Source organism: Ruegeria sp. BHSC043 (assembly GCF_059612985.1).
The window spans coordinates 1-12715 of the sequence record NZ_JBXWRS010000001.1 but is presented as its reverse complement, the minus strand read 5'-3'; the positions used below and the strand labels follow the sequence as shown (position 1 = coordinate 12715).

The following is a 12715-nucleotide window of genomic DNA, read 5'->3' as shown; positions in this document are numbered from 1 at the left end:
GACAAAAAAAACCGGGCGTTGTCATCCGCCCGGCTGAAACATTTTCGACAACCGGTCATCCCTCCGGTGTGTACCAGATCGGTGACGAATAGGCGCGCTCCTGATGCACCAGTTGCGCCTCCTCGGGAAGCTCAAGGTCAAAGCGCAACTTGTCGTACAGAACCCAGCGTGGGGTCGGGATTTCCAATACCCGGACATAGTAGAAAGCCCGGGCTGCCGGATCGAATTCGGGATCGGTCCAGACGGTCACCAACTCGGACGCGCCGATCGTGTTGGTCCAGCTTGCGGTGTCCAGATCGACCGTATTTCCGACCGGGGGCAGTTTGCCATTTGCGTCCGGCTCTCGATCCCCTGACCAAACAACGTCGAACACCTTTTCCTGCATCTCACCCTCGGCGTCCAACCAGCCCTTGACCACCTGGACACGATCCAGGTTGGCGCCAATCGGATCGCGCAACGCCCCGATCAGGAAGGTCGGTGAACCCTCACCCTCGCGCGGGCGGAGATCACTGCCCATGGGTACGCCCTTGGTATAGCCTACATCGGCCACCAGACGCGTCAGCAAATCGTCCTCGACAAAATCCCATCCGCCAAAGAACCGCAGCCCGATCCGAGGCCCGGTCGTGGCATAGGTTTCGCGCCGCTTGAACGCGTCGAAAATGGCCGAGCGCGTGTTGTCCGACGCCCAGACCGCCGTGTAGCCCGAGGCCACCAGCGTATGCCCTTCGAACGCGCCCAACTCGCTTTCGACGAAGGGGTGCAGCACACGGGTCGGCGATGGTTCGGCACTGACGGATTTTCCGAAATAGTTTTCCTCCTCCGCTGTGGTCAACGAAGTATGGCTGTCGGTGGCGCCGCCCATTCCGAACTTGTAGGGGTTTACGCCGAATTTCTCTTCGAGCATCAATCCGCGTTTCAGCGCCTCGCGCGCGTATTCGCCGGCCAACATGTCGTCGGTTTTCAGTTGCGTAATATCCAGATTGCCCACATCCCAATTCTCGTAGTCGGCAAATTCATCATCCGGGCTGAGAAAGGGATGCGCCTCTCCGTCGCCCTTAATCTGCGTCACCTCGTAGTGCGGTTCCCACTTGGCACGATTCTTGACGTATTCTTCGTCGACCTTGCCACCGTGATAGGTGTCTTCGGTCGGAAACATCCAGCCGTTGGACAGATTGCCATTATGCGCAAAGGCCAAAGCCCGTCCGCCGGTCCGGGCCTGATAGTCTTCCAACCAAGCATAGAGCGCCTTGGGATCCGTATCCCCGTAGGGCGGTTGTGTGACCGGTGGCACCACCTGCAGCGCTCGGATCGGCCCGTCCCGCAGCATGACGTTGCGGTGCAGGTTGAACCCCTTGGGTACCGAAGTCCATTCGAACCCAATGAAAGCGGTGAAATTGCCGGGGTCGTTGTGCCGTTCGGCGGCCAGAACGATCTGCTCCCATGTAAAGGCAAATGCATCGGCGCCGGGGCTGTAGGATTCCAGCAGCACCTCGGGCAGGGTCATTTGCGAAAAATTGGTAATGATATCAAAGGCGGCCTTGGCGGCCTCTTCCCCGCCAGCCTTGTAGCCCTGGTACCATTGCAACCCCTTCGGATCAGCCAGCACACCCGGCTTGCCCGCCTGCAGGTCAGGCGCAAACCCCATCAAGTCGGTGTGATCGGTCAGAACCATCCAGTCGAGAGGCCGCGCAAGGCGCACCGGCTGACCTGTCGAAGAGATTACCTGCTCGCCCTTCGCAAATCGCCACGCCTCATCCGGACCGAGCGTATTGCCGAAAGCGCCGGCGTCCAATGACAAGGACGTGTGCAGATGTGTATCGCCCCACAACGGACGTTCGGGAAAAGTACGATTTGCATAAGGCGAAAACGGTGCTTCGGCGAAAGTGCCTTCGGCAGCCTCCTTGCTGGGAACGGCATCCGCAAAACCCGAGGTTGGCAAGGCTATCAATCCGGCGAGTATCGCGGTCACTCTAAACATCTGGTCCCCCCATTTCCGTTTTGTGCGACCGGTCTTTGCCGCAGGCTCGACTCACAGAGTATCACAGTGAGGCAGCGCAAGTCTGAGAAACTTGCCTTGGGGCCAGATGACCACCTAAAGACCCTGAAAAGTCGTCAGAAACGGTAAGTCGCCCCGATCACTGGCCCAGATTGGCTGAACGTGAAGTCGTTGCCGTTCAGGACGTGATCAAAGGAAATGTAGCGATAGCCACCCCGGATCAGCCACCTTTCGTTCAAAGCATAATCCGCGGTCAGCAGCACCTGCCAGGTTTCGCTGTCACTCTGAAAGCCGCCATAATCGAAAAAGGCGGTGCCGGTCCACCGTTCGGACAGGACGAAACGCGCCCGCGCTGCAATCACCGCATCGGTCCAACTATTGTCGACCGAACTTGTACCACCCGGCGCGGAACCGGGCCGAAGCGTGAAGGTAGTTTCAGTACTGAACCAGCGCAGACCACCCGCCAGATCCAGTTGAACGGTCGGATCCTCGTAGACCCGATAGCCCAGATAGGCGCTGAGGAATTGTGTTGTTGCCGAGGTGTCGAGACCCGAGAAAATCGGTCCGGGCGTATCGGTTCCGAACGACAGGTCCGTGTAGTTGTAGTCCGCCAACAGGGTCCAGCGCCCGTTGGTCGCGGAAAATGTACCCATGAAGGCCAGATCCAAGTTGCTCAGCGCGTCCGAGAAACTCAACGTGCCCTCTACGCCTCCTGCGGGCGTGTCGAGGCTGGTCTTGGTTTCCGGCATGAACAGGTAGATCGTCGCCTGATAGGACCAATCGCCTTGCTGGGCCCGGGCCGAATCTGCCCCGATGACAAACGCAACCGCACACGTGGCGGTCGCTGCGATCAAATTTCGTGTTGTTCCAAACATCATTTTCCTCCCGCAAACACAAAAATTTTTTTCTTTCGCCCAGAAAGAGGGGCAAGCAGCACTGGTTGCCCAGTTCAACATAAAAACATCTTGATGTCGCCGCCCGAATTGCCGCTCGCCCTGATTAGATCTCGTAAACGCTGCTAAACGGTACGCGCCGTCATGCAGGCCACCGGAAGGAAATCTTCGGCCGGTTTACAGCCACGTTACCCGTCGAATTCGCGGCGCTTCGGCGCCAGTTCCATGTACTGCGAACCGGAGTCTGCGCCGCTCAGCCCGAACGACTTGCAGCAGAAGTGCCCCCCACGAGGATGTGAGCTCTTGCAAAGTGACGGGTCAAATCAAACGGCTATTCACCTGCCCCAGTCCAGATGCAACGCCGCGGGGCAGGCCGGTTCTTCCAGAACCCGAAAGGGCCGCCTCCCGTCTGCCAGAAGGCCGCACCGACCGGCGTTTTGGATACCGCAAAGAAATCCGATGCCAGTCCATCACTCTTTGTATTGCTTCCGCCGCACGGCAGGGTCACACCGCGCATTTAAAGTGCATTGCGGCCGGGAGTGTCGGCACCTTCCAGATTGTCTTGGGGGAGAAAGACAGTCGCCGACTTGAAAAATTTCTCTTGGAAGTCACCGGCTGGATTTTACCAAGTGGCGGACCGAGGAACCGCCTCAGTGCTAGTGCAACCTGTATCGCCACAGCGCATTAAGATTTGAAAATATGTAATTTTCTTGGACCTCCTGAAATTTCCCGTTGCTATCCGTAACGCCCAATATCATAATTTATGGCGGGTAGGTTGGCGGGACGAAAAAATCGGGAGTCGAACTATGCCGAAGAAGGCGAGAGAACTATCAGCCCTTGAGGTAAAGCGGCTTGAACACCCTGGCCACGGGGGCAACGCCACCTTTGCCGTCGGCGGTGTTGATGGGCTTCTCTTGCAGGTCACGCCAAGCGGCGCTCGGTCTTGGTTGCTCCGGTGCAAGGTTGGCAACCGGCGACGTCACATTGGTTTGGGCGGATATCCCGACGTTCCGCTGGCAGAGGCGCGTGAACGAGCGCGAGAGGCGCGCCAGATGATCCGCGAAGGGATCGACCCCGTTGAGCAACGCAAAGCCAACAGAGCAGCACTCATAGCTGCTCAGAAGCGCGGCATGACGTTTGCTCAGGCGATGGAAAAGTTTCTGGTGGGCAAGCTGAAGGAGTTTGAAAACCCCAAGCACAAGAAGCAGTGGCGCGCGACCTTGGACAAATACGCGGTTCCGGCAGTCGGAAACATGCTGGTCGCGGACATCGAAGTCTCGGACGTTCAACGCATCCTGGAACCGATCTGGCTGACCAAGAACGAAACCGCATCCCGGTTGCGCGGGCGCGTCGAGGCCGTGTTGGCATGGGCCACGGTTGCGGGACACCGGACAGGCGACAACCCGGCCAGATGGAAAAACAACCTGGACGCGGTTTTGCCGAAGCCGTCCAAAGTGGCGAAAGTCGAGCATCATCCTGCCTTGAGTTTGGATGATGTTCCCGATTGGTTTAGCGATGTTCAATCGCGCTCCGGCTATGCAACACGCGCGTTGGAGTTCATGGCAATGACTGCCGCCAGATCCGGCGAGGTACGCGGTGCAGTGTGGTCGGAATTCGACTTGGACAATGCACTTTGGACGGTGCCAGCCGAGCGCATGAAAATGCGGAACGAACACCGAGTTCCCTTAACTCGCGAAGCGGTGGAGCTTTTGCACGGTCTCGACCGGATGGAGGGCAGTGAGTTTGTGTTCCCAGCAGCACGGGGTGGAATGCTATCTGATGCCGCTCTGTCAGCCTGTATGAAGCGCATACATGCAGCGAAGCCTGAACGTTACCTAGATCGACGCTCAGGGCGTCCAGCGGTGCCGCACGGGCTGCGTAGCACGTTTCGCGACTGGGCGGCAGAAAGAACCGAATATCCGCGCGAGATGGCAGAGATTGCCTTAGCCCACTCGGTCGGGTCCGAGGTTGAACGAGCGTATCGACGTGGCGACATGATCGAAAAGCGACGTGGTATGATGGCCGCATGGGGGCGCTTTCTACGCGGGGAAGCAGGGGCAAAAGTCGTTTCGATGGAGGCGACATGGTGACGGATAGAGTAGAGGAAATCCTTTGTCAGTATCTGGACATCGAACCGAACCTCGCGCCGCTCGTGCATGATCGGCTGGCAAAATACGCATTCGGTGATGATCCGTATCTCTACGATGAGATTCACGACATTGCCACGTTGGAGAAAATTGAACGGTGCGTTCGCGACCTCGTGAGATTGTTGGATGTGGATAGCATGACGGAATCGGCACGCGACACGCTTGCAATGACTGTTCTACGCGGACCACATCAAAGGCGGGTAAACGACGGGTTGCTCTATGCCGACGCCGAGATGCAAAAATATCTTCAAGAAACTGGGAAACCGGCCAGTGAGGTCTTGTACCGTTTTCCAGAGAATAGCTCGGCAATTCTGTTTGCTGTCGCAGAAACAAAGCGCCAAATCCAAAAATCAGATCGAAAACGCAAAGCTCTGAGCAAAATGAATTTGCGCGGAATTCAATTGGTCTCAGCGGCACGAGACATTTGGAGACAGTACACAGGCAAGTCCGCCCCAGCGAAAGCACTGAATCCCGCTTCGAAGTTTGGATTTTTTCTTTCTGAACTGTTTGACGCCTTCGAAGTAGGTGGAGATCCGAAGGCGGCTTTTCGCGCCTGGGCAAAGAACGCTGAAGAGGCCGAAAAGTAGGTGAACACATAACCAAGAATTTGCCATCCACCTGTGGACGCATTTTCCGGTGAGCAAGGCCAAATTGATCGTGCTGAAACAAAAATAGGCACGACAATGGCAGATATTTTCCTTTCCGATACCGAAGTAGCAAATCGTTACAGCATCGCCCGCCCGACAGTCTGGCGCTGGCATCGTGAGCAACCCAACTTTCCTCGCGTTGTAAGACTGACACCCGGTTGCGCACGCTGGAAACTGTCCGAGCTTGAAGCTTGGGAACAGTCCCAAGCTCACGGAACAGCGGCATGAAAAACCCCACCTGCGACGGTCGCGGGCGGGGTTCTAAATCCAGAGGCTTTGCGGGCTTCTCTGGGTCAGAATTTACCACTCTGCGCCGTCAAAGGCAAACCTTTGAGGCAAGAGCAATGAAGACACTTCAAGTCAAACTTCTGATGCGCCTTCACGGGCTGACAGAAGCCCAGGCAAGCGCGTTGGCCTTCCTGATCTGGGGAGGTTGAACCATGGCGGAAAAGCGGAAACTCACCCGGCAGGAGCAGTGGCGTCGGCGCAACCCGAAAAAGGTTTGGGCGCATGTTGCAACGCAATCGGCCCTGCGGCGCGGCCTAATCCAGCGCAAGCCATGCGAGATCTGTGGGGAAGAAAAGGCCGAAGCCCATCACCCCGATTATGACCGCCCCCTTATGGTGGAGTGGTTATGCCGCAAGCACCACAAACAGGCGCACAAGCGTTCGGGGGCGCTGAAGTGATGGACGCCAGTATTGGCATTTTCGCACAACATGCGGAGGCATATGCTGACGCTGGCCTGCCCGCCTTCCCGGTGGACACGCGCAACAAGCGACCAGCCGTTCGGGGATGGAAGAATGCCACCCCTCAGCGGGCGCGGACGTGGGCAAACATTCCTAACCTCGGCGGTGCCGATGGCCTTGGCATCGTCATGGGCAAACCGTCAGGCCTGACCGAGATTGACGTTGACGGTGTTGGGGAGGCTTGGCTTGCCTTGGCGGTGGAACGCTTCGGGGAAACACCCGTTGCCATCCGCACGGCCAGCGGCAAGGCAAAGCTGTGGTATCGCCACAATGGCGAAGGGCGGCACATCCGCCCGTTCCCAGGTCAGCCCATCGACGTGCTGGGGAATGGCTTCACCATCGCACCGCCGTCATGGCGAGAGGATCTTGCAGCATCCTACACGTTCAAATCTGGCGGTCTGCATGACGTTGCCAATCTGCCCACGATCCCCTCAGAGGCGCTAGAGGTTGTCTCTGGGCATCGGGCAAGTCTCACCCTGCCCGGTGAACGCAATCAAAGCCTATGGCGCTACTGCATGGCTCAGGCGCGCCATTGCGACCGCCTAGACGACCTCGTGGACGTTGCACAGACCTGGGCCAGCGCCTTCCCCGAGCCGCTATGTGCAGCCGAGATTGAGCGCTGCGCACAGTCCGCTTGGAAATACGAGGCCACGGGCCGCAACTTCCTCGGTCTTCGCAAACCCCAAGTCACCGATGGAGACCAGATCATGGATGACCTCATAGACCATCCCGAAGCCTTCACGCTGTTGCAGATGTTCCAGCGCTGGCACAGCAACAGAGCGTCGTTTGCCATCGCGCCAAGGGCCATGAGCGAGGCCGGAAGCCCGCCTTGGTCACGTCACAGGATCGCAACCGCGCGCGATGTTCTGTTGCAGCGGGGCTTTATCGAGGAACTGGCAGCCCCAGACAAGTTGCGCCGAAAAACGGGCCTCTATCGCTTAGCGACTGACTATCCCAGATCTGGGCACAATCACTATACACCCTTTTCCCCCTGCTATGGGCACCAGTCTGGCGAGGGCTTGGGGCAATCATTCAACCAATCGACAGCAAAGGAGGTCGGGCAATGACGACCGAGAACGAACTGCAATTTCAGGTCGAGGCTGAGCGCTCAATGGCAACTCTGGAACACGCAATCTCCACGATGGAGCAATTCGGCGGCAACGTTCACATGTTCAGCTACGCCATGTTGCTGGCAAGTATGCGCCTCTTTGCCGAAGTGCGTGGTTTCCCGGAACTGGAAAAGGCGATCCCACATCTGTTGCACCGGGAACAGCAACGCCACCAACCCCGCGGGCGGGCTTGATATGGCGAGAACGCGAAAATCCATTCGGCGTCGGAACTTCCATGCTGCGCGCTTACGCCGAAAGCTGCGTTTACGTCGCACTGCGGTTGACAGAACATTACAAGAACATGTATCTTGCAGGCAGTGTGATTTGCCCGGTCAACGACCGGAGCACGCCGCCGGAAATTCGGCAGGCCACCCTTCGCCCCAAGCGCAGGAGAAAGCACAACCCCATAAACCGGGGCGGCTTTCCGACGCGCGCCCCAAGAGCGAAGGACACGAGCGATGATTCTCGAAGAGTTGAGAGCGGAGCACAGGGCCAAGGTCAAACAGGCCCGCGCTCTGTCGAAGAAGATCACCGACGACACGCCGGAGAAGGAGGCGCGGAAGATCGAGCGCGAATTTGACATACTTCTGGCCGAAGCAGACGAACTGCGCGAGCAGATCGAGGATGCAAAGGAACAGAGTTCCGACGATGGCGACACCCGCCGCCCGATTGGCAGCAATATCGCGATTGATGGCGCTGGCGGTGAAACCGGCGCACGCGATGCGGCCTTTGGCTTGAAACCCGAAGAACGCATGACGACCTGGGCGCAGGCGAAAGACCCGGCCAAGCACGACCTGACACTGGGGCAGTATCTCGGCGCTATGGTGCGCGGCGCAAAGACCGAAGCCGAGAAACGGGCGCTTGCGGAAGGCACCGACAGCGCGGGCGGCTATACAGTGCCCACCATGCTCTCGGCGCAACTGATCGACCTGTTGCGCGCGAACTCGGTTGCCATTGCAGCAGGGGCGCGCACGGTGCCGCTCGGCAGCGACAATAACAACATTGCCAAGCTGGCATCCGACCCGGTTCCGGCATGGCGCGTTGAAAACGCGCTTGTTGCCGAATCCGATCCGACCTTCACCAATGTGCCGCTGGTTCCCAAGTCTCTGGCAGTGATGACCAAGGTTTCGCGGGAATTGTTCGATGACACGTTGAACCTCGACACCGAGTTGCCGCGCATCCTCGCAACCGCCCTGGCGAAGGAACTGGACCGCGTGGCCCTGTTGGGCAGCGGCACTGCTCCCGAACCCAAGGGCGTGGCGAACATGGCGGGCATCGGCACCACGGCACACGGTGCGGCGCTCACCACATACGCGCCTTTCGTGACGGCACGCACGGGCATCCTCAGTGCAAATGCAGGCTCGGTTTCGGCGATCATCATGCACCCGCGCGATGAAGGCACCCTCACCGGCCTGACCGACAGCACCGGGCAACCCTTGATGGCCCCCAAGGCAATCTCGGACATTCCGCTGCTAACGACCACGGCAATCCCGACCGATGGCGGCGCTGGCTCCGACGAGTCCACCATATTTGTCGGCAACTTCGCCCACCTGATGATCGGCATTCGCTCCGAGATCCGCGTCGAGGTTCTGAAGGAACGGTTCGCCGACAACCTTCAGTATGGCCTCTTGGCGCATATGCGGGCGGATATCGCCGCACAGCACGAAGCGGCCTTCCACACCATCACCGGGGTTCAGGGCTGATGAATGGTAGGATGCGCATCCCTTTGAGTGTGCATCCACTCCCAGCGGGCGGTGGAGTGCCAACAAAACACCCGCAGCCGGAGCGTGGCACCTCCTGTCACGGCTCCGGCCAACAGAGGGGGGGGGTGGTTCGATCTTCAGGGCAAACAGCCTGCTAACCGCCCGCCCCACTTTCTTCACGCATCCCCAATTCAGAATTTCGAGGTTTGAGCATGGCACGACGCAAGACACCCTTGGCAAAGGCGGCGCTCACAGGGGCGCTGAACAAGCACCCGGAGCGTTACAAGGGCATCAAAGAGCCGACAGGCACGGGCGAACTTGGCGGGCCTCCTGACTATCTCTCCGAGGCCGAGAAAGCGGTCTGGGCAACCTTCTCTGACGAACTGCCCTGGCTGGTTTCGTCGGATCGAGCATTGCTGGAATCGGCCTGCCGCCTGCGCGCTGGCCTTCAGGCTGGTGGCGACGTGACGGCGGCGCATATCCGGGAACTGCGGATGCACTTGACGGCCTTGGGCGGCACCCCGACGAGCCGTCATAGCGTTCAGGCACCGCAGGAACCGGATGAAGATGATCCTTGGGCGCAGTTTGAAGTTGGGAACTGACAGGTATTAGCAGACTTCAATCCTCATTAAGCCGGATCGCTCCGACTCCGCCTAACAACTTTGCTGGCCCAACCCGGGCCTTGGACTTGCCAGAAAATCCGCCTAGCGTGCATTCGACCAGCCGGAGCGGAGCGAGATCGTGGATCAGAACAAAGCAGCAATCAATGCACTCCATGAATACGCAAAGATCAAAAGTCCAGGATACGCCTTTATGATCGAAGCCCCATGGGGAGCAGGCAAAACATACCTAGTGAGGAATGAGTTCAAGGATGCCCTCAGACAAGGTACTGCCCGCTATGCGACGTTGAACGGCGTCAACGATCGAAGGGCCTTCCGACGTGCGCTTCTCGCCGGGACTTCCGGTGCAAAATTAGCGGAGGCGGTTGGAACACTAGGTGAGTCTCTAGGAAAGCTAGCGAAACTGGAAAATGTTGGATCCCTAGCCCAAGACGCTCTCGAAGAAATTATGATCAATAATCTGCCCGACATCCTTATCTTTGATGACGTCGAGCGGTGCGAGATACCACCTACTGAGCTCTTAGGGCTGCTCAACGAACTCGTTGAACACAAATCGAAAAATGTCATCCTTTGTTCTTTTTTCGAACGGGAAGAAAGATCCGATGGAGAAAAAGAAAAGTGCGATAAATTCCTGAAGCGTAAGGAAAAGGTAGTAGGCCGAACCGTCAAAATAGTGGCTGAAGCAGGCAGTGCTCTTCCCGTATTCATTGCTGCGATGCCAGACGGCCCCGGGAAAACATGGTTTGAAGCCAACAATGATTTAGTTCTCGAAGTTTTTTCTACGGAAAAGAATGGAAACCTGAGAGTTCTAAGGCAATGCGTGCAAGACTGTGGAAGGGTTATTGACGTACTTGACCGAGACCTTCGCGAATCCAAGGATGCAATGCGCCGGTTTGTGCGCACCTACCTAATTTTGTCGATGGCGCTTGCAACTAGAAAAATCAAACCGGAACATCTGGCCGAAAGAGGAAATTACAAATGCTTCACAAAGCCGGACGGGGAGGAAGAACCCCATCCTCTATTTCAATACCATACTAACCACCAACGAGCAGAGATTTTCGCGGGTAGTTCCACAAATATACTCCCGATCGATCTAGGCGTGTCACTAATCGGGGTTGGATTTGAAGAGCCAGAAAAAATCAATTCGTCCCTTCGCGCGACAAATCAGTTTACTGGTATGGTTGACACCCCCCTATGGCGGCGCTTCGTCGAATGGAGACGTATGCCAACCGATGATCTAAAACGCACCTATGAAGAAGCAAAACACTACGTGTTTGAAGAAGAAAGCATCGAACCCGGCCCTTACCTGCATATGGCGCATGACCTCATTACAATTGCCAAAGACGGTGATGGAAACGAAACCGAACTAGCGAAAAGTATTGAGAAACGGATCAATGCTCTGTCCAACTCGGGGAAGATCCCTGCTGCGAAATATGGGAGGGAATATGGCTGGAGCCTTTCAGGAGGGTTTTCTTTCGGAGGATACCGTTTCGATCTCGATGAAGTGAGTAAACCAATTGTAAACGCTATGATACATGCTCAACGTGCGGCCTTTGAGGCAACCATCGCTGACGAAGCAGGTCGGCTATTAGGTTTGTTGGCTGAAAATCTTGAAGCGTTCAGCTGCGAGTTTTCTGGACAAGATGGTCGAGTTGGCTTCAGTCGCACTGAAATTCTACACGAGATAGACCACGGTCAATTCGCAGCTCTGATCTTTGGCTACGTGACCTCAGGAGAATTCGACACTGTTGGGGAGGTGCTGAAGGTGCTGGCAGATCGGCACACGGGCTCGAACGGCTTCAAAAAGGAAGTGGACTGGGCCAAGAGCGTAAGAGCTTCACTAGTTGAAATGGCGACACAAGCTGGACCGATTGAGAAAGCGCAAATGCACTGGTTCCTGAAACGCTATTGGAGATTCCCAGAGGATGTTGAAAACGGCGCATAGACCCTCGACCAGCTTAGATAGGTCGCTTTTTTTTTAACTGCAAAGCAGTTTCGTGGGATGTGCAGTGAAGGTCCGCAATCCGACTTCGCGCGCGAACAAGACCTAATCTATCTCCTGGTCTTGGGCCTACTTCCGCGGAGATTTTTTGGACTGACCCTAAACTGCAAAGGGGTTCAGGAACGTATGGGAAACCGGAGCCGTTAGAGCTCTCTGCAAAAAGGACGAGACAGTTAGTGTCAGGTCTCGCAGACCATATCCTGCCCGCAGCACATAGGCGACTTGATCTTGCCATTGCATTTTGGGCAGCGCGAGATCTGAACCTTGCGACCATCTTCCAGTTCAAGCGTATCGTTGATGAGCGGCTCGTTACAGTCAGCACAGGTGGCATTTACCCTCATGCCGCAGACACCGCAGCGATAAGTTGCCATATCTCTCCTCCTGTTCTCTATTTACAAGAATGCAGAAAGAAACCTTAAAGGTTAATCGCCAACGGGCAAAGACATGGCTCACCCTGAGTTTCCTAGCCCCACTTCAGCGAGGCATTTTTTTGTGGGTTGATTCGATGCTGCGCAGGAGCAGACGGATTGCCTGCAAAAGAGGTTTAAAAACTTAGGGTATGAGTGTGATTTGAGTTTGGCGGGTAGGTTGGCAGGCGAGCCGCACCCCAACAAATTTTCTTACCGCAAATCAATGATTTAAAGCACCAAGTGGCGGACCGAGGAGGATTCGAACCCCCGACCCCTTGATTCGTAGTCAAGTACTCTATCCAGCTGAGCTATCGGTCCGCGTTGGTGAGGCGCTATTTAGACCCGCCGCCCGAGACGTGCAACCCGATTCTTCAAAAATATTTCAAAAACCCGCATCGCCGCGCGGAAGCCTTATTTCAAAGGCCGTGCCATCGGGTCCGGT

13 protein-coding genes and 1 tRNA gene are annotated in these 12715 nt (G+C 56.7%); 10 read left to right on the top strand and 4 right to left on the bottom strand.

Translation table 11 applies throughout. The annotated features are described in order from the left end of the window. Positions 1–55 precede the first annotated feature (55 nt). Positions 56–1978 carry a DUF3604 domain-containing protein gene (locus AC2FMM_RS00070; RefSeq protein WP_496795448.1) on the bottom strand — a complete coding sequence of 641 codons (1923 nt, stop codon included), beginning with the start codon at positions 1976–1978 and terminating at the stop codon, positions 56–58. Between the two features lie 134 nt (positions 1979–2112). Further along, a complete protein-coding gene (locus AC2FMM_RS00065; protein WP_496795447.1) occupies positions 2113–2871 on the bottom strand; it encodes a porin family protein in 759 nt (252 codons plus the stop codon). A gap of 824 nt (positions 2872–3695) precedes the next feature. Between AC2FMM_RS00065 and AC2FMM_RS00060 the strand changes: the two genes are divergently transcribed. From AC2FMM_RS00060 to AC2FMM_RS00015, 10 genes are all read left to right on the top strand, one after another. Beyond that, positions 3696–4979, top strand: coding sequence for a tyrosine-type recombinase/integrase (locus AC2FMM_RS00060; RefSeq protein ID WP_496795446.1), 1284 nt, complete (start codon positions 3696–3698; stop codon positions 4977–4979). Next, the gene (locus AC2FMM_RS00055; protein ID WP_496795445.1) at positions 4973–5623 is read left to right on the top strand and encodes a hypothetical protein; all 651 of its coding nucleotides are present in this window, start codon (positions 4973–4975) and stop codon (positions 5621–5623) included. The genes AC2FMM_RS00060 and AC2FMM_RS00055 overlap by 7 nt, the downstream gene beginning before the upstream one ends. 33 nt (positions 5624–5656) lie before the next feature. After that, positions 5657–5911 carry a helix-turn-helix transcriptional regulator gene (locus tag AC2FMM_RS00050; protein WP_496795444.1) on the top strand — a complete coding sequence of 85 codons (255 nt, stop codon included), beginning with the start codon at positions 5657–5659 and terminating at the stop codon, positions 5909–5911. Continuing rightward, complete coding sequence (locus AC2FMM_RS00045) at positions 5908–6120, top strand: hypothetical protein (protein ID WP_496795443.1); 213 nt, start codon at positions 5908–5910, stop codon at positions 6118–6120. The genes AC2FMM_RS00050 and AC2FMM_RS00045 overlap by 4 nt, the downstream gene beginning before the upstream one ends. 3 nt (positions 6121–6123) lie before the next feature. After that, positions 6124–6369 carry a hypothetical protein gene (locus tag AC2FMM_RS00040; RefSeq protein WP_496795442.1) on the top strand — a complete coding sequence of 82 codons (246 nt, stop codon included), beginning with the start codon at positions 6124–6126 and terminating at the stop codon, positions 6367–6369. Further along, complete coding sequence (locus AC2FMM_RS00035; RefSeq protein WP_496795441.1) at positions 6369–7496, top strand: bifunctional DNA primase/polymerase; 1128 nt, start codon at positions 6369–6371, stop codon at positions 7494–7496. Before AC2FMM_RS00040 ends, AC2FMM_RS00035 begins: the two co-directional genes overlap by 1 nt. Then, positions 7493–7732: a hypothetical protein gene (locus AC2FMM_RS00030; RefSeq protein ID WP_496795440.1), complete on the top strand. Its 240-nt coding sequence runs from the start codon at positions 7493–7495 to the stop codon at positions 7730–7732. Before AC2FMM_RS00035 ends, AC2FMM_RS00030 begins: the two co-directional genes overlap by 4 nt. Before the next feature lie 264 nt (positions 7733–7996). Then, the gene (locus AC2FMM_RS00025; RefSeq protein ID WP_496795439.1) at positions 7997–9241 is read left to right on the top strand and encodes a phage major capsid protein; all 1245 of its coding nucleotides are present in this window, start codon (positions 7997–7999) and stop codon (positions 9239–9241) included. A 212-nt stretch (positions 9242–9453) separates the two neighbouring features. Next, positions 9454–9843: a hypothetical protein gene (locus AC2FMM_RS00020; RefSeq protein WP_496795438.1), complete on the top strand. Its 390-nt coding sequence runs from the start codon at positions 9454–9456 to the stop codon at positions 9841–9843. Between the two features lie 139 nt (positions 9844–9982). Next, on the top strand, positions 9983–11806 hold the full coding sequence (locus tag AC2FMM_RS00015; RefSeq protein ID WP_496795437.1) for a P-loop NTPase fold protein: 1824 nt from the start codon (positions 9983–9985) through the stop codon (positions 11804–11806). A gap of 236 nt (positions 11807–12042) precedes the next feature. Here AC2FMM_RS00015 and AC2FMM_RS00010 read toward each other — a convergent pair whose 3' ends face one another. Next, the gene (locus AC2FMM_RS00010) at positions 12043–12234 is read right to left on the bottom strand and encodes a hypothetical protein (protein ID WP_496795436.1); all 192 of its coding nucleotides are present in this window, start codon (positions 12232–12234) and stop codon (positions 12043–12045) included. A 280-nt stretch (positions 12235–12514) separates the two neighbouring features. Beyond that, a tRNA-Arg gene (locus AC2FMM_RS00005) sits at positions 12515–12591 on the bottom strand. Between the last annotated feature and the right edge of the window lie 124 nt (positions 12592–12715).

What these genes read in the sequence shown, in the direction of transcription:
- AC2FMM_RS00040 (WP_496795442.1), top strand. Translation starts at nt 6,124, where the DNA reads ATGGCGGAAAAGCGGAAACTCACCCGGCAGGAGCAGTGGCGTCGGCGC.
- AC2FMM_RS00060 (WP_496795446.1), top strand. Translation starts at nt 3,696, where the DNA reads ATGCCGAAGAAGGCGAGAGAACTATCAGCCCTTGAGGTAAAGCGGCTT.
- AC2FMM_RS00070 (WP_496795448.1), bottom strand. Translation starts at nt 1,978, where the DNA reads ATGTTTAGAGTGACCGCGATACTCGCCGGATTGATAGCCTTGCCAACC.
- AC2FMM_RS00010 (WP_496795436.1), bottom strand. Translation starts at nt 12,234, where the DNA reads ATGGCAACTTATCGCTGCGGTGTCTGCGGCATGAGGGTAAATGCCACC.
- AC2FMM_RS00030 (WP_496795440.1), top strand. Translation starts at nt 7,493, where the DNA reads ATGACGACCGAGAACGAACTGCAATTTCAGGTCGAGGCTGAGCGCTCA.
- AC2FMM_RS00035 (WP_496795441.1), top strand. Translation starts at nt 6,369, where the DNA reads ATGGACGCCAGTATTGGCATTTTCGCACAACATGCGGAGGCATATGCT.
- AC2FMM_RS00055 (WP_496795445.1), top strand. Translation starts at nt 4,973, where the DNA reads ATGGTGACGGATAGAGTAGAGGAAATCCTTTGTCAGTATCTGGACATC.
- AC2FMM_RS00025 (WP_496795439.1), top strand. Translation starts at nt 7,997, where the DNA reads ATGATTCTCGAAGAGTTGAGAGCGGAGCACAGGGCCAAGGTCAAACAG.
- AC2FMM_RS00065 (WP_496795447.1), bottom strand. Translation starts at nt 2,871, where the DNA reads ATGTTTGGAACAACACGAAATTTGATCGCAGCGACCGCCACGTGTGCG.
- AC2FMM_RS00020 (WP_496795438.1), top strand. Translation starts at nt 9,454, where the DNA reads ATGGCACGACGCAAGACACCCTTGGCAAAGGCGGCGCTCACAGGGGCG.
- AC2FMM_RS00045 (WP_496795443.1), top strand. Translation starts at nt 5,908, where the DNA reads ATGAAAAACCCCACCTGCGACGGTCGCGGGCGGGGTTCTAAATCCAGA.